General features: G+C 60.0%; 23 protein-coding genes. 12 read left to right on the top strand and 11 right to left on the bottom strand.

Annotated features, from left to right (window positions below):
• The 7 genes from AB5Z09_RS18640 (at position 1) to pdxJ (ending at position 6,400) form a co-directional block, all read left to right on the top strand.
• Positions 1-462: a SoxR reducing system RseC family protein gene (locus tag AB5Z09_RS18640; protein ID WP_139428717.1), complete on the top strand. Its 462-nt coding sequence runs from the start codon at positions 1-3 to the stop codon at positions 460-462.
• Positions 463-578: 116 nt separating this feature from the next.
• Complete coding sequence (lepA, locus tag AB5Z09_RS18635; protein WP_005335396.1) at positions 579-2,372, top strand: translation elongation factor 4; 1,794 nt, start codon at positions 579-581, stop codon at positions 2,370-2,372.
• Between the two features lie 3 nt (positions 2,373-2,375).
• The gene (gene lepB / locus AB5Z09_RS18630) at positions 2,376-3,299 is read left to right on the top strand and encodes a signal peptidase I (protein ID WP_005335395.1); all 924 of its coding nucleotides are present in this window, start codon (positions 2,376-2,378) and stop codon (positions 3,297-3,299) included.
• Complete coding sequence (rnc, locus tag AB5Z09_RS18625) at positions 3,300-3,971, top strand: ribonuclease III (RefSeq protein ID WP_005335394.1); 672 nt, start codon at positions 3,300-3,302, stop codon at positions 3,969-3,971.
• Positions 3,968-4,867, top strand: coding sequence for a GTPase Era (era, locus tag AB5Z09_RS18620; protein WP_005335393.1), 900 nt, complete (start codon positions 3,968-3,970; stop codon positions 4,865-4,867). The genes rnc and era overlap by 4 nt, the downstream gene beginning before the upstream one ends.
• Positions 4,868-5,578 (top strand): DNA repair protein RecO, encoded by a 711-nt coding sequence (gene recO / locus AB5Z09_RS18615; protein ID WP_005335391.1) that lies wholly within the window; start codon positions 4,868-4,870, stop codon positions 5,576-5,578.
• An 84-nt stretch (positions 5,579-5,662) separates the two neighbouring features.
• On the top strand, positions 5,663-6,400 hold the full coding sequence (gene pdxJ / locus AB5Z09_RS18610) for a pyridoxine 5'-phosphate synthase (protein WP_005335389.1): 738 nt from the start codon (positions 5,663-5,665) through the stop codon (positions 6,398-6,400).
• Between the two features lie 120 nt (positions 6,401-6,520).
• Here pdxJ and AB5Z09_RS18605 read toward each other — a convergent pair whose 3' ends face one another.
• From AB5Z09_RS18605 to kbaZ, 8 genes are read right to left on the bottom strand one after another with little or no spacing between them, the layout of a single operon-like run.
• The gene (locus tag AB5Z09_RS18605) at positions 6,521-7,375 is read right to left on the bottom strand and encodes a tagatose bisphosphate family class II aldolase (protein ID WP_368195968.1); all 855 of its coding nucleotides are present in this window, start codon (positions 7,373-7,375) and stop codon (positions 6,521-6,523) included.
• Entirely contained in the window at positions 7,366-8,565 is a 1,200-nt protein-coding gene (gene nagA, locus AB5Z09_RS18600; protein WP_368195967.1) for an N-acetylglucosamine-6-phosphate deacetylase, read from the bottom strand. The genes AB5Z09_RS18605 and nagA overlap by 10 nt, the downstream gene beginning before the upstream one ends.
• Entirely contained in the window at positions 8,565-9,005 is a 441-nt protein-coding gene (agaF, locus tag AB5Z09_RS18595; RefSeq protein ID WP_368195966.1) for a PTS galactosamine/N-acetylgalactosamine transporter subunit IIA, read from the bottom strand. Before agaF ends, nagA begins: the two co-directional genes overlap by 1 nt.
• 48 nt (positions 9,006-9,053) lie before the next feature.
• Positions 9,054-9,932, bottom strand: coding sequence for a PTS N-acetylgalactosamine transporter subunit IID (gene agaE / locus AB5Z09_RS18590; RefSeq protein ID WP_005354370.1), 879 nt, complete (start codon positions 9,930-9,932; stop codon positions 9,054-9,056).
• Positions 9,922-10,695 (bottom strand): PTS N-acetylgalactosamine transporter subunit IIC, encoded by a 774-nt coding sequence (agaW, locus tag AB5Z09_RS18585; protein WP_058053249.1) that lies wholly within the window; start codon positions 10,693-10,695, stop codon positions 9,922-9,924. The genes agaE and agaW overlap by 11 nt, the downstream gene beginning before the upstream one ends.
• Positions 10,696-10,710: 15 nt before the next feature.
• Positions 10,711-11,184, bottom strand: a complete 474-nt coding sequence (gene agaV / locus AB5Z09_RS18580) for a PTS N-acetylgalactosamine transporter subunit IIB (protein ID WP_159157552.1) — start codon at positions 11,182-11,184, stop codon at positions 10,711-10,713.
• Complete coding sequence (locus AB5Z09_RS18575) at positions 11,184-12,353, bottom strand: SIS domain-containing protein (protein ID WP_368195965.1); 1,170 nt, start codon at positions 12,351-12,353, stop codon at positions 11,184-11,186. The genes agaV and AB5Z09_RS18575 overlap by 1 nt, the downstream gene beginning before the upstream one ends.
• A 12-nt stretch (positions 12,354-12,365) precedes the next feature.
• Positions 12,366-13,676 (bottom strand): tagatose-bisphosphate aldolase subunit KbaZ, encoded by a 1,311-nt coding sequence (kbaZ, locus tag AB5Z09_RS18570; RefSeq protein WP_368195964.1) that lies wholly within the window; start codon positions 13,674-13,676, stop codon positions 12,366-12,368.
• Positions 13,677-13,950: 274 nt separating this feature from the next.
• Here kbaZ and AB5Z09_RS18565 point away from each other — a divergent pair, with 274 nt between their 5' ends.
• Positions 13,951-14,811: a DeoR family transcriptional regulator gene (locus AB5Z09_RS18565; protein WP_136501973.1), complete on the top strand. Its 861-nt coding sequence runs from the start codon at positions 13,951-13,953 to the stop codon at positions 14,809-14,811.
• Positions 14,812-14,858: 47 nt separating this feature from the next.
• Positions 14,859-15,614, top strand: a complete 756-nt coding sequence (cysQ, locus tag AB5Z09_RS18560; protein WP_368195963.1) for a 3'(2'),5'-bisphosphate nucleotidase CysQ — start codon at positions 14,859-14,861, stop codon at positions 15,612-15,614.
• An 80-nt stretch (positions 15,615-15,694) separates the two neighbouring features.
• Here cysQ and AB5Z09_RS18555 read toward each other — a convergent pair whose 3' ends face one another.
• The 3 genes from AB5Z09_RS18555 to AB5Z09_RS18545 form a co-directional block, all read right to left on the bottom strand.
• The gene (locus AB5Z09_RS18555; RefSeq protein WP_005354350.1) at positions 15,695-15,991 is read right to left on the bottom strand and encodes a YciI family protein; all 297 of its coding nucleotides are present in this window, start codon (positions 15,989-15,991) and stop codon (positions 15,695-15,697) included.
• Positions 15,992-16,015: 24 nt separating this feature from the next.
• Complete coding sequence (locus AB5Z09_RS18550; RefSeq protein ID WP_021229465.1) at positions 16,016-16,579, bottom strand: septation protein A; 564 nt, start codon at positions 16,577-16,579, stop codon at positions 16,016-16,018.
• A gap of 90 nt (positions 16,580-16,669) precedes the next feature.
• Positions 16,670-18,193, bottom strand: a complete 1,524-nt coding sequence (locus AB5Z09_RS18545) for an aminotransferase class V-fold PLP-dependent enzyme (RefSeq protein WP_368195962.1) — start codon at positions 18,191-18,193, stop codon at positions 16,670-16,672.
• A gap of 175 nt (positions 18,194-18,368) precedes the next feature.
• On the opposite strand from AB5Z09_RS18545, the gene AB5Z09_RS18540 reads away from it, so the two are divergent.
• The 3 genes from AB5Z09_RS18540 to AB5Z09_RS18530 form a co-directional block, all read left to right on the top strand.
• Entirely contained in the window at positions 18,369-19,004 is a 636-nt protein-coding gene (locus AB5Z09_RS18540; protein ID WP_005335337.1) for a hemolysin III family protein, read from the top strand.
• 127 nt (positions 19,005-19,131) lie between these two features.
• Positions 19,132-20,793 (top strand): putative transporter, encoded by a 1,662-nt coding sequence (locus tag AB5Z09_RS18535; protein ID WP_005335335.1) that lies wholly within the window; start codon positions 19,132-19,134, stop codon positions 20,791-20,793.
• A gap of 231 nt (positions 20,794-21,024) precedes the next feature.
• Positions 21,025-23,454: retention module-containing protein (locus AB5Z09_RS18530; protein ID WP_368195961.1), on the top strand; the 2,430-nt coding region annotated here is incomplete at its 3' end.

Genomic DNA, 23,454 nt, shown 5'->3' with positions numbered 1-23,454 from the left:
ATGAGTGAAGAGCTGGCGACCGTGGTGGCCATTGAGGGTGCCCATGCCTGGGTGGAGTGCGAGCGTCGCTCCGCCTGCAGTGGTTGTCAGCAGCAATCCAACTGCGGTACCGGCACCGTGGCCAAGGCGTTTCCCCTGAAAGCTCCCCGCTTGCGGGTCAGGCTGACCGCCGAGGTGCGGGTTGGCCAGCAAGTGAGGCTCGGTATCCCGCAGGAGAGTCTGCTGCGCGGGGCGGCGCTGGTCTATGTGCTGCCGCTTTTCTGCCTGTTGGCCGGCGCCTTGCTGGGGCAGCTCTGGCTGGCACCGCTGCTCTCGGGCGGGGAGGGAATTACCATTCTCTGCTGCCTGCTGGGGGGCGTGCTGGGCTTTTTACTGGTTCGTTACTTTTCCAACCGCCTGGATCAGGGGCGCTACGGCCCGCAGATGCTCGGCGTGGTCGTCCCTGTCCGCATTCTCCCCTGACTGAACAGGCGCTATTTCACTGGTGCTGGCGACTAAAGAATGGCCGTCAGCCGGGTTATCCAGTAAAATCGCGCCTCCATAACTGACCTTAACTAATTTTGAGTGACTCTTGCTCGATGAAACACATTCGTAACTTTTCGATTATTGCGCACATCGACCACGGTAAATCGACCTTGTCGGACCGTCTGATCCAGACTTGCGGTGGCTTGTCCGACCGCGAGATGCAGGCTCAGGTGCTTGACTCCATGGATCTGGAGCGCGAGCGCGGCATTACCATCAAAGCACAGAGTGTGACCCTGAACTACCAGGCACAAGACGGTAACACCTACCAGCTGAACTTTATCGACACCCCGGGCCACGTGGATTTCTCCTACGAGGTCTCCCGCTCTTTGGCGGCCTGTGAAGGGGCGCTGCTGGTGGTGGATGCCGGCCAGGGGGTTGAGGCACAGACTCTGGCCAACTGCTACACCGCCATGGAAATGGATCTGGAAGTGGTGCCGGTGCTGAACAAAATTGACCTGCCGGCCGCAGAACCCGAGCGGGTTGCCGAGGAGATCGAAGACATCGTCGGTATCGACGCAGTCGATGCGGTGCGCTGCTCCGCCAAGACCGGTCTGGGTGTTGATCTGGTGCTGGAAGAGATCGTCGCCAAGATCCCGGCGCCGGAAGGTGACCCGGATGCCCCGTTGCAGGCGCTGATCATCGACTCTTGGTTCGACTCCTATCTGGGCGTTGTCTCTCTGGTGCGGATCAAGAATGGTTCCCTGAAGAAGAACGACAAGATCAAGGTGATGAGCACCGGTCAGGTGTGGGGTGTCGATCGTATCGGTATCTTCACGCCCAAGCAGGTGGATACCCAGGGTCTGGGTTGCGGCGAGGTAGGTTGGGTTGTCTGCGGTATCAAGGACATCCACGGCGCGCCGGTGGGCGATACCCTGACTCAGGCCAAGAACGGTGCCGACAAGGCGCTGGCTGGCTTCAAGAAGGTGAAGCCGCAGGTTTATGCGGGTCTGTTCCCCATCTCCAGCGATGACTACGAGTCGTTCCGTGACGCCCTCGACAAGCTCTCCCTGAACGATGCCTCCCTGTTCTTCGAACCGGAGAGCTCCACTGCGCTGGGCTTCGGCTTCCGTTGCGGCTTCCTCGGCATGCTGCACATGGAGATCATTCAGGAGCGTCTGGAGCGTGAATACGATCTGGATCTGATCACCACGGCGCCGACCGTAGTGTACGAGATCGAGCTGACCGACGGCTCCACCATCCACATCGACAGCCCGGCCCAGATGCCCGCCATCACCAGCATCAAGGAGATGCGCGAGCCGATCGCCGAGTGTCATATCTTGCTGCCGCAGGAGTACATGGGCAACGTGATCACCCTTTGTATCGAGAAGCGTGGCGTACAGACCAACATGGTCTATCACGGCAAGCAGGTAGCGCTGACCTATGAAATCCCGATGGCGGAAGTGGTGCTCGACTTCTTCGACCGCCTGAAATCCACCAGTCGCGGTTACGCCTCGCTGGACTACGGCTTCAAGCGTTTCGAAACCTCCGACATGGTCCGTTTGGACATCATGATCAACGGTGAGCGGGTCGATGCCCTGGCAATCATCACCCACAAAGACAACGCCCAGTATCGCGGTCGTCAGGTGGTGGAGAAGATGCGCGAGCTGATCCCGCGCCAGATGTTCGATATCGCCATTCAGGCGGCCATTGGCAACCAGATCATCGCTCGCAGCACCGTCAAGGCTCTGCGTAAAGACGTAACCGCCAAGTGCTACGGTGGTGACGTGAGTCGTAAGAAGAAACTGCTGAACAAGCAGAAAGAAGGTAAGAAGCGGATGAAGTCCCTCGGCCGTGTCGACGTGCCGCAGGAAGCCTTCCTCGCGATTCTCCACGTCGGAAAGGATTAATAGATGGCAAGCACGTTTTCCCTGATCCTGGTGGTGGTCTGCGCGATCACCGGTGTTATCTGGTGTCTGGACAAGATGATTTGGTCCAAGCAGCGCGCCGCCAAGATTGCCGTGGCTCGTGCCCATGGCGGTGCCCACCTGGATGAGAAGACTCTGGCCAAGGTGGCCCCCGTACCGGTCTGGATTGAGCAGACCGCTGGGGTCTTCCCGGTCATCACCTTTGTGCTGATCCTGCGTTCGTTCATTTTTGAACCGTTCCAGATCCCGTCAGGTTCCATGATGCCCACCCTGCTGGTGGGCGACTTCATCCTGGTGGAAAAATTTGCCTATGGTCTGCGGGATCCGGTGACCAACACCAAGTTCCTCGAGACTGGCGAGCCCAAGCGTGGCGACGTGGTGGTATTCAAGTATCCCCTTGAACCGCGCGTTGACTACATCAAGCGGGTGGTCGGCATGCCGGGTGATCGGGTCATCTATCGCAACAAGGAGCTGATGATCCGGCCCAAGTGCGAAGAGCAGGAAGGGAAAACGTGCCCGGGCTTCAAGAAGCTCGACGTCAAGTTTGAACAAAGAGGCGAATTTACCCAGATGGGGATCCCCCTTGACCGCTATACCGAGCAGTTGGGTGATGTCTCCCACGAGACCCTGCGCAATCCGCTGATGCCCGACATGGTTGGTCGTTACTATCGCCAGCCCGGCACCTACCCCGACGAGTGGGTGGTACCGGAAGGCCAGTATTTCGTGATGGGCGACAACCGCGACAACAGCACCGACAGCCGCTTCTGGGGCTTTGTGCCCGAACAGAATCTGGTCGGCAAGGCGGTCGCTATCTGGATAAGTTTTGAATTCGAGCGCGAAGAAGGCTCCCTGCTGCCAAGTTGGGTACCGACAGGTGTGCGCTTCAACCGCATTGGCGGAATCAAGTAAATGAATATCAAGATGAACAGACTGCAGTCCCGTCTCGGGCATGTCTTTGCGGATCTGGAACTGCTGACCCGGGCGCTGACTCACCGCAGCGCCGGTTCCCGTCACAATGAACGACTGGAATTTCTGGGGGACTCCATTTTGAGTCTGGTGATTGCCGACGATCTGTTCCACCGCTTCCCGCAAGCGGCGGAAGGGGATCTCAGCCGGATGCGCGCCACCCTGGTGCGCGAGAAGACCCTGGCCGAACTGGGCCGGGAGTTCGACCTCGGGGATCACTTGATCCTCGGTCCCGGCGAACTCAAGAGCGGCGGTTTTCGCCGCGAATCCATTCTGGCCGACACGGTCGAGGCGGTGATCGGTGCCGTCTATCTGGATACCAATCTTGAGACGGTGCGGACACTGCTGCTGAGCTGGTATGCCAGCCGCCTGGAAGAGATCAAGCCGGGCATCGAGCAGAAGGATCCCAAGACCCGTCTGCAAGAAATTTTGCAGGGAAGCCGCAAATCCCTGCCGACCTACACTGTGACCAACGTCAAGGGCGAGGCCCACAACCAGGAGTTCACCGTCCAGTGTGACGTGGAAGGTCTGGATGGTCCCCTCGTCGGGGTCGGCACCAGCCGTCGCAAGGCCGAACAGGCCGCGGCGCAGCAAGCATTGGAAAAACTGTCATGACAGATACCACCTACTGCGGCTTTGTCGCTATCGTGGGCCGCCCGAATGTGGGCAAGTCCACCCTGCTCAACAAGCTGCTTGGCCAGAAGGTCAGCATTACCTCGAAGAAGCCCCAGACCACCCGTCACCGGATTTTGGGGATCGACACCGAGGATAACTACCAGACCATCTATGTAGATACCCCGGGTCTGCACATTGAAGAGAAACGGGCCATCAACCGCCTGATGAACCGTGCCGCTACCAGTTCGCTGGGTGATGTGGCCATGGTGGTGTTCATGGTCGACGGTACCCACTGGACCAAAGATGACGAGATGGTGCTGGGCAAGCTGCGCAATCTCAAGTGCCCGGTGGTGCTGGCGGTCAACAAGATTGACAACGTCAAAGAGAAAGAAGATCTGCTGCCCCACCTCGAGTGGCTGGGCCAACAGATGAACTTCGCCCATATTCTGCCCATCAGTGCCGAAAAGGGCACCAACGTGGAGAAGATCCGCGAGTGGGCCAAGGATCTGCTGCCGGAAAACGTCCACTTCTTCCCGGAAGATTACGTGACCGACCGCTCCTCCCGCTTTATGGCCTCCGAAATTATCCGCGAGAAGCTGATGCGCTTCACCGGTGAGGAGCTGCCCTACTCGGTGACGGTGGAGATCGAGCGCTTCAAGGTGGAAGAGAACGGTCTCTACCACATCCACGGCCTGATCCTGGTCGAGCGCGATGGTCAGAAGAAGATGGTCATCGGCAACAAGGGTGAGAAGATCAAGACCATCGGCACCGAAGCGCGCCTCGATATGGAACGTCTGTTCCAGAACAAGGTGCACCTCGAGCTGTGGGTCAAGGTCAAGTCGGGCTGGGCTGATGATGAGCGCGCCCTGCGCAGCCTCGGGTATGGCGACGACTGATTGCTGACCCCGGCTTTCGTCATCCACAGTCGGCCCTATCGGGAAACCAGCCAGCTGGTCGAGGTCTTCACCCAGGATAGTGGCCGATTTACTCTGGTGGCTCGCGGTTCTCGCGGGCCACGCTCCCCTCTCAAGGGGCTGCTGCAACCCTTTACCCTGCTCACCATCGCTTGGCGCGGTAAGGGTGATCTCAAGAACCTCACCCAGGTCGAATGCCCGGATCACTCCCTGCGTCTCGGTGGCGATCGCCTCTTCTACGGCCTCTATCTCAACGAGCTGGTCTACTACCTGCTGGAAGCGCACACCCCGTTCCCCGAAGTGTTCGATGCCTATGCCCGTGCCATCATGGCGCTTGCCGATGGCGAGACGCCGGAGCTGCCGCTGCGCCGCTTCGAGTTCCTGCTGTTGCAGGCGCTCGGCTATGCGGTGGATTTCGAATACACGGCGGACGACGAGTCGCCCATCGAGCCGACCCTGCTCTATGGCTTCGAGCGTGAATTGGGCTTTGTTGCTTGCGAGCGGGCGCCGGATCCCCGTACCCTGTTTCTCGGTGCCCACCTGCTCGCCTTTGCCGAGGGACGTTTCGATACCCCTCCCTTGCTGCAGGCGGCCAAACGTTTCAGCCGATTGGCGTTGCAACCCTATCTGGGCAAGCGCCAGCTAAAGAGCCGGGAGCTGTTTTTAAAACGCAAAGCCAGCATGCAAGGCTGACACAGATTACAGACATACGGATATTGGCGCGGTGTGATTCGCTGACCGCGCAGTCAACAGATGAAGCCTTTCAAGGAGTTCTCAATGAGTGAAATCTATCTGGGTGTGAACATCGACCATATCGCCACCCTGCGCAACGCCCGTGGCACCCAGTATCCGGATCCGGTACAGGCCGCGTTCGTGGCCGAGCAGGCCGGGGCCGATGGCATTACCGTGCATCTGCGTGAAGATCGCCGCCACATCACCGACCGCGATGTGGAGATCCTGCGCCAGACTATCCAGACCAGAATGAACCTGGAGATGGCGGTGACCGAAGAGATGATCGGCATCGCCTGCCGCATCAAGCCCCACTTCGTCTGTCTGGTGCCGGAGAAGCGCACCGAAGTGACCACCGAGGGCGGTCTGGACGTGGCCGGTCAGCTGGACAAGGTGACTGACGCAGTTGCCCGCCTCTCTGCTGTGGGGGCCCAGGTATCCCTCTTTATCGACGCCGATCCCATCCAGATCGATGCGGCTGCCGAGAGTGGTGCCCCCTTTATCGAGATCCACACCGGCCGTTACGCCGATGCCACCACCGATGCCGAGCGCAATGCCGAGTTCAAGCGCATCGCCGCCGGCGCCTCCTATGCCGCTGGCAAGGGGCTCAAGGTCAATGCCGGCCACGGCCTGCACTACCACAACGTCAAGGCTATCGCTGCTATCCCCGAGCTCTATGAGCTCAACATCGGCCACGCCATCATCGGCCGCGCCGCCTTCGATGGTCTGGCCAAGGCCGTGAGCGATATGCGCCTGCTGATGCAGGAAGCCCGTCAGGGGATCTGAGTTGCAAAATAGGCCCGCGGCCTGAGACCGGCCGCCAAAAATAACAAGGGACGCCACGGCGTCCTTTGTTGTTTTTAGCTGAACCAAGTCAATCACGGCATGGCGAGTCAGCTCTCGTGATCACAGCTTTCCCTCGCTCATACACATACGGATTTTCGCCTCGACGACTTCCTCCATGGCTGCCATGGCGGGCACCAGATACTGGCGCGGGTCGCTGGCATCCGGATGAGAGCCAAGGAAGGCTTTCATCGCATCGGCGAAGGCGATCTTCAGTTCGGTCGCAACGTTGACCTTGCAGATCCCGAGTTCGATGCAGCGGCGCACATCGGCTTCCGGTACGCCTGAGGCGCCGTGCAGCACCAGCGGAATATCCACCTGCTCGCGAATGGCGGCGAGGCGGGCGAAGTCGAGGCGGGGCTCCTCCTTGTAGAGGCCGTGGGCGGTACCGATGGCCACCGCCAGCGAGTCGATACCGGTGCGGCGGACAAACTCGGCAGCCTTGAGCGGATCGGTAAATTTGGCGTGAGCGGCATCGACGATGAGGTCATCCTCCTGACCGCCCAGCTGACCCAGCTCGGCTTCGACGCTGGCCCCCATGCGGTGGCAGAAGATGACCACGCTGCGCACCTTCTCGATGTTCTCTTCAAACGGAAAGTGCGAGGCATCGATCATGGCGGAGCGAATCCCCGCTTCGACCTTGCTGTGGATGTCCTGCTCGTCTTCGTGGTGATCCAGATGCAGCACCAGCGGGATACGGTACTCATGGGCCGCGGCCTGACAGATGGAGACCAGATAGTCGACCCCGGCATGGCGATAGGTGCCCGGGGTGCCAGCCAAAATCACCGGAGAGTGCATGCGAGCGGCGGTGCGAGCCACCACCTGCACGGTTTCCAGGTTGTGGATGTTGAAAGCCGGTACGGCATAGCCACGGCGCTGGGCATCTTTGAGCATTTCATGGGAAGAGATCAGATACATAGTGACTCCTGAGCGTCCTGATTGACGCGAGATCCTGAGAAAAGGGAGGAGAGCTGGGTCGGGTTTATCTCCCTGCCAGCTAGCCAGATGTGTTGTTGATGGAGTTCAGTGGTGAGGGCGAGCAGGTTGGCCTGTTTGCCAACCGCCAGTGAACCGAGGCGATCGGCAATGCCGAGCATCTTTGCTGGTGCCAGCGAGGCCATTGCGATGGCTTCATCGAGCGGTACGTTCGCCAGCTGCACCATGTTGCGTACGGCGCCAAGCAGGGTGAGGGTGCTGCCCGCCAGACCGCCGGTTTCGGTGCGTACCACGCCGTTTTTCATCTCGACCCGATAGTTGCCAAGCAGATAGTGACCGTCGGGCATACCGGCGGCGCGCATCGCATCCGTGACCAAGAGCAGGCGCTGGCCGGCGCAGCAGTGACAGAGCTTGAGCACGCTCGGGTGGAGATGATGGCCATCGGCGATCAGCTCCAGCCAGGCAGCGGGATGGACAAGACCTGCACTGACCATGCCGGGTTCGCGGTGGTGCAGGCCGCGCATGCCGTTGAAGCAGTGCACCAGCCCGGAGGCGCCCGCTGCCAGCGCCGCCATGGTGGTGTCGTGATCTGCCGCCGAGTGGCCCAGCATCACCCGTATGCCATTTGCGGCAAGATGGTGAATGGCCGCGATGGCATTGGTTTTTTCCGGTGCCAGTGCGACCACTTTCAGGGTGCCGCGCGCCAGCTGTTGCAGATGGTTCAGTTCGGCAATATCCAGCTCCCGAAACAGCGCCTGATCGTGGGCGCCCTTGTTGTCCGGAGTGAAGTAGGGGCCTTCCAGATAGCAGCCGAGCAGCTCGGCGCCCGGCATGCCGCGGGCAACGCCATCGGCAATCCGAGCAAGTGTTTGCTCTATCTCGGGGAGTGGGGCGGTGACCGTGGTGGCAAGGAAGGCGCCGACCCCTTCTGCCGCCTTGGCCATTGACAAGGTTGCCAAGGCATTGTCCTCGCTATCCATGACATCGACGCCTGCACCGCCGTGGACATGACCGTCGATCAGCGCAGGCACCAGCAGCTCGACATCTCGCGCCGGATCGCCATCCGTGATGGGGGCAATGGCGGTGATGATGCCCCCTTCATGGGTCAGCTCCTGATGTTCCAGCCAACCCTGTTCGGTCAGCAGGCGACGGGCACGGATCCGTGAGGTCATCAGATGCCCTCCTCGGCGAGAGCGACATCTGTCTGACGCTCTTTACCCATCTCATCTGCCAGCGAGGTGAGCCCCCGGTGGCCGCAATCAAGGGCCTGCCGGCGGAATTCACGGGCGCTGAGGCCATCGCGTTCCAGCGCCATCTCCAGCAGCAGTTGCAGGTTGGTACCGGTAATAACCTCCCGCTCTGTCTGGTGCAGTGAGAGGGTTGAGGCGACCCGAAACGGGGTGCCGCCGAGCAGATCGGTCAGGAAGACCACGCCATCCCCCTTGTCGACCTCTGTCAGCGCCGCTTCGCACTGTGCCTGTAGTAGGGCGGTGGTGGAGCTCTCGGGAAAGTCGATGGCGATAACCGCTTCCTGTTCGCCGAGGATCTGCAGCATGGCGCGCTCCAGACCGCTGGCGAAACCGCCATGACCACAAATAATGATGCCCAACATAGTCTGTTCCTTTACTGCAAAGGGGGCCGGCTTGCTGCCGGCTCCGGATTAGAGGAAACCGGCGAACTTGCCGACGATACCGAGTACCACCGTGATGACGATGAGGCGCAGCGGGCTCCAGCCTTTGCGGATCAGGGCGTACATCGCCAGGGTGTAGAGCAACGGCAGAAAGGCGGGCATCAGCTTGTCGAGTACATCCGCCTGCAGTTTGACGACTGCATCACCGGCAGTGATCTCCAGCGTGGTGCCAAGACGCACATAGGTGGCGACCAGCGCGCCGATCACCGTCATACCGACGATGGATGCGGCATGGCCCACCTTGCGGGTGTTGGCCTTGATGACCGGAATGGCCGCTACCCCCATGCGGTAGGCGTAGTGCGCCAGACCAAAACGCAGGCCGAAGTGGACCACGTTGAACAGCAGGAAGAAGACCACTGCACCCATGATGGAGCCTTGCAGCGCCAGATCTGCCCCTATGCCACCACAGATGGGGAGCAGGGTGAGCCAGAACATGGCATCGCCAATCCCGCCGAGCGGTGCGCCGACTGCGATCTTGGTGCTCTGAATGCTGTTGACGTTCTGCTTAGAGCGCTCCATCGCCAGCACGATCCCCATCACGAAGGTGACCAGGAAGGGGTGGGTGTTGAAGAAACCCATGTGCCCTTTCATCGCCCGGGAGAGATCCCGCGGATTGGTGTGGATCTTCTGCAGTGCCGGCAGCAATCCATAGAGCCAGCCGGAGGCCTGCATCCGCTCATAGTTGAAGGAGGCCTGCAGCAGCAGGGAGCGCCAGGCAAAGCGGTTGATATCCTGCTTGGTCAGCTCGGCGCCAAGCTGCTGATCTTCATAGGTGTCGTCGGATTGTGGCCGGGTATTGTGCGGTTCGGCGCTGGAGATGATCCGCGCAGCAGTGTTGTTAGATGCCATCTTCGGTTTCCTCCTGAACAGGACGAGCTTGCGGGGTAGTGGTGCGCATGAAGTCGATCAGGGCCATGGCCAGCGCGGCGGCGGCGATGGCCAGTACCGGCAACTGGAGCCAGGCGGCAGCGACGAAACCGAGGATGAAGTAGGGGATATAGACGTTCTTCATCATGATCTTGAGCAGCACGGCAAAACCGATGGCGGGCATGATGCCGCCAGCAACGCCGAGGCCGTCAATCAAGCGGGCGGGCAGCACGTCGATGGCTGCCTTGGCATGTTCGGCCCCGAAGTAGGTGGGCAGGAAGGCACAGAGGAAGTAGAAGGTGCCCAGCGCCAGCAGTGCCAAGTAGTTGACCCGCTCGATACCGCGCACGTCAGCCGCTTCGGCCATGCGATCGCAGCGGGACATTACCCCCGACATCACCGAGAAGAGGAAGGTGATCCCCATCTGCACGGCAACGGCGAAGGGAACGGCAACCCCTACCGCCACATCCGGCTTGACCCCGGTGGTGATGGCGAAGGTGGCGCCGACTATGGTGCCGATAATGACGTTGGGCGGTTGCGCCCCCGCTAGCGGGGCCAACCCCATCCAGACCAGCTCCAGAGTACCGCCCACCAGAATACCGGTGGGCAGGTCGCCGAGGATGAGGCCAACCAGCGGCCCCAGCACCACGGGACGGTGGAAGTGGGTCAGACCGTTGAACAGGTCGAGTCCGGCGAAAAATGCCAGGATGCCAAGCAGCAGACCTTGTAAAAAACTGATTTCCATCACAATTGTCCTTAATCAGAGCAAATTGAAAATGTCCTGTGCCGGTTCGGTCGGCACGCCCTGGACATAGCACTCGACACGGGCGTCCCGCAGGGCGCGAAATGCGGTGATGTCCTGTTCGTCCACGGATACGGTCTTGTGGATTTGACGCTTGCCGTCGGCGTAATGCATGTTGCCGACGTTGATCCGGGAGATGGGGACACCTCCCTGAACCAGGGTGTTGAAATCGGTCGGGGTTTTGCAGACCAGCAGGATCTTCTGGCGATCTGCCGCCTTGTGGATGTTGTCGATCACCTTCTGGAGCGGCCAGAACCGCACCGCAATGCCTTCGGCCAGCACCATCTCCATCAGGTTCTGCTGGATGGGGTCCTCTGCCACTTCGTCGTTGGCAACCAGCACCAGATTGGCACCGGCAAAGCCGACCCACTGGACACCGACCTGACCGTGGATCAGACGCTCATCGATCCGGCTCAATACGATATTGGGCATCACAGCACTCCTTCTTGGTGGAACGGATAGATATTGACCCCCTGTACGACCCGGTTGACCTGACCTGTGGGGCAGGGATTGTCCGGGCTGATCCCCAGCCCCAGCGAGGTATGGAAGGCGTAGTACTGGGCATAGAGCAGGTAGCAGAAGGCGAGCTGGGCATCGTCGCCATGCAGGGTGGCGGGCAAATAGATGTACTCCCCCTCCTCGATGGCGGGATGGTGCTGGTCGGCGATGGCGACCACCCGAGCGGCCTTGCCATCGCTTCGCAGCTCGCGCAGCAGATCCAGATCGTATTGCCGAGTGTAAGGGTCGTTGGAGATGAGCAGCACGATGAGCGTCTGTTCGTTGACGACCGATTTTGGGCCGTGGCGAAAGCCGGTGGGGGAATCGAACATGGCGACCAGACGGCCGGCGGTCAGCTCCAGCAGCTTGAGTGCCGCCTCCTGCGCCACCCCTTGCAGACTGCCGCTGCCAAGATAGATGACCCGCTCGGGCAACGGCTCGTTCCAGGCCGGCACGCGCTGTACGACCTGCTCCAGAATGGCGTCGCTGGTAGCGACCAGTTGCTCGCAGCGCTGGCGGTTGAACCGCTCTGGCAGAAAGAGAGCCAGACAGCTCAGCATCATGCTGGTGAGGCTGCTGGTCATGGCGAAGCTGCGATCATTGGTCTGGGGCGGCATCAGCAGGGCCAGAGAGTGGGCATCTTGCTGGCAGCGGCGATAGAGCGCCCCTTCACCGTTACAGGTCAGCACCAGATGGTGGCAGTGGCTGAGCAGCTGGCTGGCCAGTTCGACCGCCGCCACGCTCTCGGGGCTGTTGCCGGAACGGGCAAAGGAGATAAGCAGGGTCGGGCAATCTTCGGCCAGATACTCGGCCGGATCGGTGACGATATCCGTGGTGGCGATCGCCTCGACCCGGGCATGCAGGTGGGCCGAGAGATAGGGGGCGAGCGCCCGACCGGCAAAGGCGGAGGTGCCAGCCCCGGTCAGGATGATGCGCAGCTCTTGTCGGGCGAGCAGGGGGGTCAGAAAACGGGTCAATGCTGGACGGCACTCCTCGACCATGGCGAGGGTCTCGCGCCAGGTGGCGGGTTGCTGGCGAATTTCACGGGCAGTCGCCAGGCCATTGGCACTGCGCAACATCTCTTCTGGATAACCAAGGATCATGTCTGCAACTCCTTATACAACAAGGTCGAGCTGGGAATGGCGGCGAGAGGCCGCAGTGCAGGCGCTGGCGTAGTGCCGCAGCACCTCCTGCACCTGATCGAGAATGAGGTCGTGGGGATTGGCCGAGAGCGAGCCCTGACGCACCTTGCGATACTGCAGGGGCAGATGCTGGCTCAGCAGGGGGAGCGGGATGGGCTCCGCTGCCAGATTGGCCAGCAATCTGGCGTAGCACTCATCGACCCGGCTATCGGGCCAGTAGTAGCGAATGCGATCCGAATAGCTGTAGCCACGGGCCAGTCGGCACTCGTTGGCACTGCCCTGATAGTGGCTACGCCAGAAGTCGGGGCGCTCCAGCATGGTCTCTTCCATCACTTTGCGCAGACCGGAGCACGCCTTGGCAACCACCAGTTCCTCCTCGATGGCGGCAAGGGCAAACAGCGCTTCGCGCAGGGCGAAGGTGAGGGCGGGGCCCACTTTGAGAATGGCAAAGTGGTCGCGTACCAGCTGGCGGTAGGCCTCGGGAGTCTGGTAATCGGTGGAGTGGGCCTCGAACACCATGTGGGGATAGGCTTCGATCATCCGGCTAAGGGGCGCCGCTTTTTCGGGCCGGTAATCGATGACGCGGGTATGGTCAAACTCGACGCCGGGTTGCACCACCAGACCGATCACTCTCGGCCAGATATGGGCCAGCCCCGCCTTGTTGAAAGCCTCTTGATGGGCCTCGAGGGTATGGCGCGCCGCCTCCGGCGTGGTGACCACCAGCTCGGCCAGATCTTCATGGGCACCGCCCGGCACCGGCACCTCGGTGCCAATCACATAGACCAGATCGCTCTCGCCAAAAGTGGCCAGACAGGTTTGCTCGGCGATCTGCGCCAGCCGTGCGGCTCGCTCTGCGACCAGCTCATCGGTCAGGGGAACGGGATCGCCCTGACAGGACATGCTGCAGTCGAGGTGGATCTTCTTGAACCCGGCAGCGACATAGCTGGCGATGAGAGCTTCGGCATGGGCCATGGCCTGCTCGGCCGGTTCCCCCTGCCAGCGGTTGGGGCCCAGATGGTCGCCCCCCAGAATGAGGCGCTGCGCCGGAAAGTGACATTGTGCCGCCAGCTCGTAGAGGCGATCGCGAAAGTCGGCGGGGGTCATGCCGGTATAGCCGCCAAACTGATCCACCTGATTGGATGTGGCCTCGACCAGCAGCTCATCTCCTTCGGCGGCCAGCCGCAGCGCGGCTTCCAGCACCAGCGGGTGAGCGGAGCAGACGGCGTAGATCCCGGTCTGTTCTCCCTGTTTGTGTCTTTCGACCAGTGCCAGCATGGATTTCATTTTGATGTCCCTTGGTTGCTGCGTATGGAAATGTTCTTTCGATTTCTTTTCTTTACGGTAGTAGGGAGGAAAAGAAAACGAAACAAAAGAGTCGTCAGATCTTGAAAGGGATCACAAAAAGAAAGGTATCGAAAGGCTTTGAATAGTGAGGAAAGATGATGAGAGTGGTGGTAAAGCGTAATGAAGGCTTGATTTGGCACCTTCGCTGAGCGTTAATATGCAAACGTAACGAAGTGAAAGCGATCATTCACTACAGCATTCCGGCAGAAGAACTATGCAAACAAGCGAAAAAGGTGCGCTCGGAACCAGCGAGCGGCGGGAGCGGATTATTCAGCAGCTGCGCAGCAATGGCAGCGTTCAGGTCAACGAGCTGGCGAGTCACTATCAGGTCTCTACCGTGACTATCCGCAACGATCTGGCCTTTCTGGAGAAGCAGGGGGTGGCCGTGCGGGCTTACGGCGGCGCCCTGCTGTGTGAACCGGGCCAGACGGTGCCGGAGCGCACTATTGCCGACAAGAGTGTGCTCAATACCCCGGTGAAACAGCGGATCGGTGCGCTGGCGGCGACCCTGGTGCCCTCCGGTTGTCGCCTTATCCTCGATTCGGGGACGACAACACTGGAGGTGGCGCGTCATCTGAAGGGACATCAGGAGATCCTGGTGATGACCAACGGCATGAATGTGGCGAATGAACTGCTCGAAGCAGAGGGGGTGGAGCTGCTGATGACGGGCGGACATCTGCGCCGCAAGTCGCTCTCCTTCTACGGTGCGCAAGCGGAGCAGTCCCTGCAAAACTACCACTTTGACATGCTGTTTCTCGGGGTGGATGGCATCGATCTGGAGCGCGGCGTCAGCACCCATCATGAGGACGAGGCGCGCCTTAACCGCTGCATGTGTCAGGTGGCCGAGCGGATTGTGGTGGTCACCGACTCCACCAAGTTTGGCCGGCGCAGTCTGCACAAGATCATCGATACCCTGCGTATTCACACCCTGATCACCGACGATGCCGTGCCTGCCGATATCCTTTCCGGCCTGCGCAATGCCGGTATCGAAGTGCTGTTGGTACCAGCCGATGGCAGCAAGGGGCAGGAGAAGCAGGGGCAATATAATCCAGTACAATCAGCTATAAGCGGTTGATGACAAACGCGATAGACTGGGTTTCTCACTCACTGATCGAGTTTGTTATGTACCACCCCGATATCACCGAACTTGAACCTGTCGCCCGTGCGGCGGGAGCGGCCATCATGGCCATCTACAGCCAGCCCTTCGCGGTGGAGTACAAGAGCGACGAGAGTCCGCTCACGGCGGCCGACAAGGGGGCTCATGATGTGATCGTTCAGGGGTTGGCACGGCTGACTCCGGATATTCCCGTATTGTCGGAGGAGTCTGGGTTCGAGGTGAAGGCGGCGCGCCACGGCTGGTCCCGCTACTGGTTGGTGGATCCCCTCGACGGCACCAAGGAGTTTGTCTCCCGCAACGGTGAGTTCACCGTCAATATCGCGCTGATTGAAGAGGGGGCACCGCGCTGGGGGCTAGTCTATGCCCCTGTGCTGGACAAGCTCTGGTATGGCGGAAAGGGTCTCGGTGCCTGGCGCATCGCCGATGGCAAGCGCGAGCCTATCCAGACCCGGCCTCATCGTGAAGGCGAGGCGTGGCGAGTGGTGGGCAGTCGCAACCACCTGTCGCAGGAGACCCTCGATTTCTTGGCTCCTTTTGGCGAGCTCGAGCTGGTCTCCATGGGCAGCTCCCTCAAGTTCTGCATCATTGCCGAGGGGGGCGCCGAGCTCTATCCGCGCCTCGCCCCTACCTGCGAGTGGGATACCGGCGCTGCACAGGCGGTGCTGGAGGGGGCGGGTGGCAGCGTCACCCAGCTCGATGGCTCACCCCTTGCCTACAACAAGCCCGATATCCTCAATCCCTGGTTTGTCGCCAAGGCATAAACGAGATATCGGGATGCAAAAAGGCCGGACTGGAATGAACTTCCAGTCCGGCCTTTTTTATTTCGCTATGCGCTTTGCGGTCAGAAGACCTTTTTGAACGGCTTGATGGTCACTTTGGCATAGACGCCAGCTGCCACATAGGGATCGGCATCAGCCCAGGCCTGGGCGTCCGCCTGCGAGGCAAACTCGGCGATGACGGTGCTGCCGGTAAAGCCTGCATCGGCCGGATCCTCGGCATCGATGGCAGGATTAGGACCGGCGGTCAGCAGCCGGCCCTCATCCTGCAGGGCTTGCAGGCGAGCCAGATGGGCAGGGCGAACCTGCTTGCGCAGTGGCAGGCTATCGGGGACATCTTCGGAGTAGATGAGATACCACATGAGAGGATCCTTTTCTGATGAGGGTTACTTTTTGGGTTCGTCTTTTTGCTGGGACAACTGCTCGGCAGGGATGTGGCGATAGAGGTAGACGCCGCTCAGCAGGGTAAAGACCAGCGTCATCCCCAGTAGGCCGAACACTTTGAAGTTGACCCACATCTCCTGCGGCATGTTGAATGCCACATAGAGGTTGAGCAGGCCACAGACGGTAAAGAAGCCGACCCAGCCGAGATTGACTGTGTCCCAGACCTTATCGGGTGCTTGCAGCTCTTTGGCCAGCATCTGTTTGATAAGGTTCTTGCCAAAGCCGTAACGGCTGATGAGCAGGCCTAGTGCGAACAGCACGTTGATGACAGTCACTTTCCACTTGATGAAGGTGTCATCGTGGAAGAAAACTGTGAGGCCGCCGAAGAAGCCGACCAGCAGGAAGGTAAAGAGCTGCATCTTCTCGACTTTGCGATAGCGGATCCAGCTATAGGCGAGCTGCAGACCAGTGACCACCACCAGTGCGCCGGTAGCCATGTAGATGTCGTAGAATTTGTAGACCGCGAAGAAAACGATAAGTGGAATAAATTCAATAAATTGCTTCATGTCTGGCGCCTAGTCCTCAAAGATGGCCTGCAAATTTCGCCCAGTCTACCTGCACGGTGGACAACGGCAAATGAATAAGACCGCTCATTTTTACGCCGGTTCCGCGCTGTCGCCAAACAGTTGACGTGCAATGGAGATCCCCAGTCGCTGCTGATCGGCCAGCAGCTCGCCGATGTGGTGCTCTTCGATAAGGGGGTTGAGCAGCACGGCGCGCAGCAGGGTGAGCGGTTGGGCGCCGTAGCGCACTACTGCCCGCTGGGTGCGGGAGACAAAGCTGTGCCCCTCGGCCCGCTGGGCTTTTTGCAGCGCTACGTTGAAGTCGTTGATCTGTGCATTTGCCGTCTCATCCAGCACCTTGCCCTGCAGGTGGGGCGGGATGCAGCGATAGGAGAGCAGGTTCATCACCGGAGCAGACATCAGCTCGAAGGCCGGATTACTGGTGATGAGCTCGGCCATTAGTCGGGCCCGGTCGTAGTTGGCTTCGATAAGCTCGGCATAGCCTTGCTGGCCGAAGAGCTGGAAGGCGGCGTCCAGATAGAGGGCATTGGCCGGGCGGGTGCCCTCCAGGGTAAAGCGACCCTGATCGAACGAGGTGGCACGGATGGCGTAGGGCGCCTCTCGCTTGACTGCCATCATCAGGTCGGGCTGGCGGCAGAGCAGCATGCCGGTACCAAGCGGCACCAGCAGTTGCTTGTGACCATCCAGCGTGACGGTGTCGGCCTGCTCTATTCCGGCAAGCAGACCTTGATAGCGGGGTGAGAAGAGGGTCGGGCCGCCCCAGGCCGCATCCACGTGGAAGTGGATCTGCTCGCGCTCGGCGATGGCCGCCAGTTCTGGCAGCGGATCGATGGAGCCAAAGTCGGTGCTACCGGCTACGCCGACCAGCGCCAGTACCTTCAATTTCTGCTCTTTGCACTGGATCAGCGCTTGCTCCAGCGCAGCCAGACTGAGCCGGTTCTGCCCGTCGGTCTCGAGGCGCCAGACGCTGCGGGCGCCCAGCCCCAGCAGATCCATCCCCTTGTCGAAGGAGTAGTGCATCAAGCGGGAACCCAGAATGACCGCGCCGCGATAGCCCTGCTCATAGAGGGCGAACAGGTTGTCGCCGCAGGCGCGGTTGCGGGCCAGCCACAGCGCCGTGACGTTGGCGATGGTGCCGCCGCTGGTCATGACGCCGAGGGCTGCATCCTTGGCATGCATCTGCTCGCCGTAGAAGGCATCGTCCCTGTCATAGATGAGGCGGTGCAGCTTGGCCAGCACCTCCCGCTCCAGAAAGCTGAGCAGGCGGGAGGACTCCATCTTCATCGGATTCTGGTTGAGCATCACCAGCAGGCGCGACAGCTCGGCGGTATAGGCCGGCAGGGGCGCCGTCATGTGGCCCATGTAGCGTGGTGAGGTGAGGTGCGAGGCGCCGGGCACCAGAGTGGCCAGCCGCGCCAGATACTCCTCGATAGGTTGGCCGACTGCAGGCATGCGGGATTGATCGAGCTGGTGGGTGAACAGGTCGCGCTGATAGGGGGCCTGACTGTCGTCGGAGTGGTGGAAGCTCTCCAGCAAGGTGTTCATCGCCTCGCCAAAGGCGGGATCCGCTTGTGCAAACAGCTCAGTCAACTTCATCAGGTTCTCCAGACCAGGTCACCGGGGTAGGTGTCTATGCCGCTTGTCTCGGGCATCGGCGGCAGAGCATACACCAAAGGGGGGCAGGTGACAGCCACTCCATTTTTTAAGCGAACACTTGTACTCCGAAATAGCGCTGGGTAGAGTGAGCCACAGTTATTGTGGAGTCGATGTTATGAGTGGTGTGATGGATTACTCCCCCCGGGAGGAGCTGGCAAACCGGCTGAGTCACGGTGCGGGATTGTTGCTGGGGATTGTCGGGCTGGTGCTGTTGCTCATCAAGGGATGGGGGCAGGGCACGCAGGCGCTGGTGAGTTACAGCCTTTATGGCGGCAGTCTGGTGCTGCTCTATCTCGCCTCTACCCTCTATCACAGCATGGCGGAAGGGCGGGCCAGACGCTGGTGCAAGGTGTTTGATCACTGCGCCATCTATCTGCTGATTGCCGGCACCTATACCCCCTTCCTGCTGGTGGCGCTCGATACGCCGCTGGCGAAGGGCTTGATGGTGGTGATCTGGGCCCTGGCGCTGGCTGGTGTGGTGTTCAAGCTGGTGTTTATCAACCGCTTCAAGAAGCTGTCGCTCTTTACCTACCTGATGTTGGGCTGGCTGTCGCTGGTGGTCATCTATCAGCTCTATATCCATCTGGCCGGTGAGGGGCTGCTGCTGCTCGGGCTCGGTGGCCTTATCTACAGCCTCGGGGTCATTTTCTATGTGGCCAAGCAGATCCCCTATAACCACGCCATCTGGCATCTCTTTGTGCTGGGTGGCAGCGTTTGTCACTTTATGGCCATTTACGGCTACGTCGCCTAACGTCTTGCAACTAGCCCTTAATTGGTATTTTTAGCGCGTAAAAGGATAAATTCGTGCGGTATCACACAGTTGGCATCAGCGTTTGCTGACAAGCTAGGGCCAGTTCAATTCGCAAAGGATGCACGAAATGAGTGAAATCGCGCTTTCCATCAGCATGTTGTCGCTGGTGGCAGTGCTAGGACTCTGGCTGGGAAACTGGCGAGTCTATGGCGTTGGCTTGGGGATAGGGGGGGTGCTGTTCGGCGGCATCATAGTGGGTCACTTTGCAGGCGCCTCCGATCTCGCGCTGGATGCACAAACGCTTCACTTTATTCAAGAATTTGGCCTGATCCTGTTTGTCTATACCATCGGCATCCAGGTCGGGCCGGGTTTCTTCTCGTCATTGCGCAGTTCGGGTCTCAAACTCAACGCCTTTGCCGCTTTGCTGGTCATCCTTGGCTGCGTGGTGGCCGCTGGCTTGCATCAATTTTTCGATGTGCCGTTGCCGGTCATTCTGGGGGTCTTCTCCGGTGCCGTCACCAATACGCCATCTCTCGGTGCGGGCCAGCAGATCCTGGCCGAGCTGGGCGCCGCGCCCGGTTCTACCGGTTTGATGGGGATGGGCTATGCGGTTGCCTACCCGTTTGGTATCTGTGGCATTTTGCTCACCATGTGGCTGGTCAGGGTCTTCTTTCGCATCAAGATCGACGATGAAGCCGCCCAGTTCGAGCTGCAAACCGGTAAAACCAAGGAGAGCTTGCAGACCATCAACATCGCGGTGCGCAACCCCAACATGCACGGCCTGATGCTGAGCGAGATCCCGAGTCTCGACGAGTCCGATGTAATCTGTTCACGGCTCAAACGGGGCGACGAGCTGATGGTGCCACGGCCGGAATCCCGTATCGAACTGGGCGACCTGCTGCATCTGGTGGGTGAGCGCCACGCGCTGCACAAGGTGTTGCTGGTGCTGGGTGAAGAGGTGGAGACCTCGCTCTCGACCCGCGGCACCGATCTGCGCGTCGAGCGGGTGGTGGTAACCAACGAGCAGGTTCTTGGCAAGAAGATCCGCGATCTGGATATCAAACAGCGCTATGACGTGGTGATCTCCCGTCTCAACCGTGCCGGTATCGAACTGGTGCCGACCAGTCAGACCAGCCTGCAGTTTGGTGACATCCTCAACCTGGTGGGGCGCCTCGATGCCATCGAAGCGGTGACCAATGTGGTCGGCAACGTGCAGCAAAAACTGCAGCAGGTGCAGATGTTGCCGGTATTTATCGGGATCGGTCTCGGCGTATTGCTCGGCTCCATCCCCTTCTATCTGCCCGGTTTCCCGGCCGCTCTCAAATTGGGTCTGGCGGGTGGGCCGCTGGTGGTGGCGCTGATCCTGTCGCGGATCGGCAGCATCGGCAAGCTCTACTGGTTCATGCCCCCCAGCGCCAACCTGGCGCTGCGGGAGATCGGCATAGTGCTGTTTCTGGCGGTGGTCGGATTCAAGTCCGGTGCCGGTTTTGTCGATACCCTGATCAACGGTGATGGCCCGGCCTGGATGCTCTACGGCATGGCGATCACCCTGATCCCGCTGCTGGTGGTCGGTGTGCTGGCGCGCCTCTACGGCAAGATGAATTATCTGACCCTGTGCGGCTTGCTGGCCGGCTCCATGACAGACCCTCCCGCGCTGGCCTTTGCTAACGCCATGCACCCGACCAGTGGCGCCAGTGCGCTCTCATACGCCACTGTCTACCCGCTGGTGATGTTCCTGCGGATCATCTCGCCACAGTTGCTGGCTATCATCCTCTGGGCGGGAGCCTAGGGTTAATCCTGACGGGAGCATGCCTTGTCATGCTCCTGTCATTATTCTGTAATCTATTGATAATTTTGGTTTTTGCCATTCTCGCAACCTCGTTTTACACACTTCTGTCTGGCTGAACAGTTCAGCCTCAAATCAGTCTATCCTTTCGAATTTTCGAGCTGGTTATTTTCCCCCTCAGTCTGCAAAGTAGGCTGTGGCTTATTGCATGCAAATCAGGATTCAGGAGAGAACATGATTACCAATGCCGTTACCTTGGAACAGGGCGTAACCGTAACCCAACTTAAAGGACAAATTTATCTGGTGGCCGCAGATGGCAGCCGGAAGCTGTTGGCTGAAGGTGATGTGCTGCCGAAAGGGGCGGTGATCATGTCGCCGGATGGCGCCAGTTTCATGGGCGGTGGACAGTCGTTCAATGTGCAACCAGCCAGCGAACAGAGTGAGCCTGCCGAAGAGGGAGATGCTCCCCAGCTGGCGCAAAACGGCGCTGCAGGTACTCCTGATGATATCAATGCCCTGCAACAGGCGATCTTGGGCGGCGCGGACCCGACCCAGGCCTTTGAAGCCTCTGCAGCAGGCGGTGCACCTGCTGCCGGTGGTGGCGGTATTGGGGGCGTAGCCGGTGCCAGTGGCAACGGCGGTTTTGTCACCATCGACCGTACCGGTTCTGCAACCATTGCTGAAGCTACCTTCGATACCACCTACAACGCCAATGGTGAGCCACCGCTTGAAGCCGTTGGTGAAGATGATCCTCTTTTTACCTCCGCCAACCTTGTCTTGAGTGCAGATGTACAGGTGAATGAAGGTGGGTTTATCACCTTTACTGCGACATTAGATGAACCTGTTTTTGGTTCTGACTTGGTTATTCAGCTGTCAAATGGTGCAGTGATCACCATTCCCGTCGGCCAGAGTTCCGGTTCAGTCACTGTTGCTGCTCCAGCAGACAGCCCTTATGTCGACCCGTCAACGATCTCCGTTTCGATTACCGGTACTCAGGGTGGTGGTTTCAACCAGATTATCACTGGACCTTCAACGACTACCCAGATTAACGACACTGTCGACACCACCACCGTCACCCTGGGTGCTCCGGCGCAGGTCAACGAAGGTGGGCAGATCACCTACAGTGCCAACGTCAACAACGCCCCGCAGAGTGACCTGGTGCTGACCCTGTCCAACGGCGCCAGCATCACCATCAAGGCGGGTGAGTTGAGCGGCAGTGTGACGGTCGATGCCCCGAGTGACGACGTTTACAAAGATGGCAGCAGCCTGACGGTGAGCATCACCGGCAGCAGCGGTGGCAACTATGAACAGCTGGACACCAGCAGCAAGGTGACCACCGACGTGGTCGACACTGTAGACACTACCACCGTGACCCTGAGCTCGGCCACCAACGGCCAGACCGTGATCGAGGGCGGCAGCATTGTCTACACCGCCAGTGTCAGCAACCCGGTGACCGGCAGCCCGCTGGCCGTGACCCTCTCCAACGGGGTGGTGATCACCATTCCGGTGGGCAGCAGCAGTGCCAACAGTGAACCGGTACCGGTTCGTGGAGATGACATATATCAGCAAGGTGAAGAGTCACTGAGTGTCACTATCGACAAGACCAGTGGTGGCAATTACGAGAGCGTTGTTACCACTGGCACCATCACCAATAAAGTGGTGGATGATCAGGATGCGCCGACCCTGACCCTGACCGGCGATGCCAATGTGGTCGAGGGGGGCAAGGCCAACTACACCCTGAGCATCAGCGACGCCCCGAAAACGGATCTGACCGTCAAGGTGGTGGTGGGTCATATCACCACCGACAACGGTGATGTCCAGGCGGTGACCCGCGACGTGGTCATCAAGGCGGGCACCACCTCGGTGAGCTTCGACGTGGCGACCCTGGATGACGTCTATGCTGAGCCGGCCGAGCAGTTCCAGGTCAGCGTGAGCGAGACCAGTGGCGGTGGCTACGAGAAGGCCCCGGTGTTGCCGGGGGCGGTGACCACCAAGGTGACCGACGAGCCCAACGGGGAAGGCGACAAGGTTTCGGTGACCATCGAGAGCAACGGTGATGTGACCGAAGCTGACCAGCCGGTGTTCACCATCAAGGTGAGCCAGGTACTGGATCGCGATCTGACCGTGACCCTGAGCGATGGCAAGAGTGTGACAATCGCGGCGGGCCAGACCAGCGTGACCTACAGCCCGGCGGCGCAGGGCGATGACGTGTTCAAGGATGGCGATACCCTGACCGTGGGCATCGACAGTGCCACGGTAGTGGGCAAAACCTTCGAGAACCTGGAGCTTGGTGGCGATGCCACCGTCACCATCAGCGATACCGAAAGTGAAGTGGTTGCCACCCTGAGTGCAGACAAGCCCACCGTGTCCGAAGGTGGCACGGTGACCTACACCGTGACCCTGACCAGCAAGGACGGCCTGCCGGTGAGCGGCCACAACGGTCTGAGCTTCACCCTGAGCAACGGCCAGACCATCACGATTGCAGCGGGCCAGACCAGCGGCAGCGTGACCGTGACCGCAGGGGATGATGTGTACGTCGGTGGCCAGAAAGACCTGAGCGCCACCCTGACCGGTGTGAGCGGTGGTGACAAGTTTGAGCAGCTGACGCTGGGCAAAGAGACGGTGACCACCAAGGTGACTGACGAGCCCAACGGGGAAGGCGAC

Source organism: Aeromonas sp. R2-2, assembly GCF_040908355.1.
GTDB classification, from domain to species: Bacteria; Pseudomonadota; Gammaproteobacteria; order Enterobacterales; family Aeromonadaceae; genus Aeromonas; species Aeromonas veronii.
This window is presented reverse-complemented; position numbering and strand designations above follow the sequence as displayed.

Excerpts from the sequence above, each read along its gene's own strand:
- AB5Z09_RS18640 (WP_139428717.1), top strand. The coding sequence starts at position 1 with ATGAGTGAAGAGCTGGCGACCGTGGTGGCCATTGAGGGTGCCCATGCC.
- lepA (WP_005335396.1), top strand. The coding sequence starts at position 579 with ATGAAACACATTCGTAACTTTTCGATTATTGCGCACATCGACCACGGT.
- lepB (WP_005335395.1), top strand. The coding sequence starts at position 2,376 with ATGGCAAGCACGTTTTCCCTGATCCTGGTGGTGGTCTGCGCGATCACC.
- rnc (WP_005335394.1), top strand. The coding sequence starts at position 3,300 with ATGAATATCAAGATGAACAGACTGCAGTCCCGTCTCGGGCATGTCTTT.
- era (WP_005335393.1), top strand. The coding sequence starts at position 3,968 with ATGACAGATACCACCTACTGCGGCTTTGTCGCTATCGTGGGCCGCCCG.
- pdxJ (WP_005335389.1), top strand. The coding sequence starts at position 5,663 with ATGAGTGAAATCTATCTGGGTGTGAACATCGACCATATCGCCACCCTG.
- AB5Z09_RS18605 (WP_368195968.1), bottom strand. The coding sequence starts at position 7,375 with ATGTATCTGATCTCTTCCCATGAAATGCTCAAAGATGCCCAGCGCCGT.
- nagA (WP_368195967.1), bottom strand. The coding sequence starts at position 8,565 with ATGACCTCACGGATCCGTGCCCGTCGCCTGCTGACCGAACAGGGTTGG.
- agaF (WP_368195966.1), bottom strand. The coding sequence starts at position 9,005 with ATGTTGGGCATCATTATTTGTGGTCATGGCGGTTTCGCCAGCGGTCTG.
- agaE (WP_005354370.1), bottom strand. The coding sequence starts at position 9,932 with ATGGCATCTAACAACACTGCTGCGCGGATCATCTCCAGCGCCGAACCG.
- agaW (WP_058053249.1), bottom strand. The coding sequence starts at position 10,695 with ATGGAAATCAGTTTTTTACAAGGTCTGCTGCTTGGCATCCTGGCATTT.
- agaV (WP_159157552.1), bottom strand. The coding sequence starts at position 11,184 with ATGCCCAATATCGTATTGAGCCGGATCGATGAGCGTCTGATCCACGGT.
- AB5Z09_RS18575 (WP_368195965.1), bottom strand. The coding sequence starts at position 12,353 with ATGATCCTTGGTTATCCAGAAGAGATGTTGCGCAGTGCCAATGGCCTG.
- kbaZ (WP_368195964.1), bottom strand. The coding sequence starts at position 13,676 with ATGAAATCCATGCTGGCACTGGTCGAAAGACACAAACAGGGAGAACAG.
- AB5Z09_RS18565 (WP_136501973.1), top strand. The coding sequence starts at position 13,951 with ATGCAAACAAGCGAAAAAGGTGCGCTCGGAACCAGCGAGCGGCGGGAG.
- cysQ (WP_368195963.1), top strand. The coding sequence starts at position 14,859 with ATGTACCACCCCGATATCACCGAACTTGAACCTGTCGCCCGTGCGGCG.
- AB5Z09_RS18555 (WP_005354350.1), bottom strand. The coding sequence starts at position 15,991 with ATGTGGTATCTCATCTACTCCGAAGATGTCCCCGATAGCCTGCCACTG.
- AB5Z09_RS18550 (WP_021229465.1), bottom strand. The coding sequence starts at position 16,579 with ATGAAGCAATTTATTGAATTTATTCCACTTATCGTTTTCTTCGCGGTC.
- AB5Z09_RS18545 (WP_368195962.1), bottom strand. The coding sequence starts at position 18,193 with ATGAAGTTGACTGAGCTGTTTGCACAAGCGGATCCCGCCTTTGGCGAG.
- AB5Z09_RS18540 (WP_005335337.1), top strand. The coding sequence starts at position 18,369 with ATGAGTGGTGTGATGGATTACTCCCCCCGGGAGGAGCTGGCAAACCGG.
- AB5Z09_RS18535 (WP_005335335.1), top strand. The coding sequence starts at position 19,132 with ATGAGTGAAATCGCGCTTTCCATCAGCATGTTGTCGCTGGTGGCAGTG.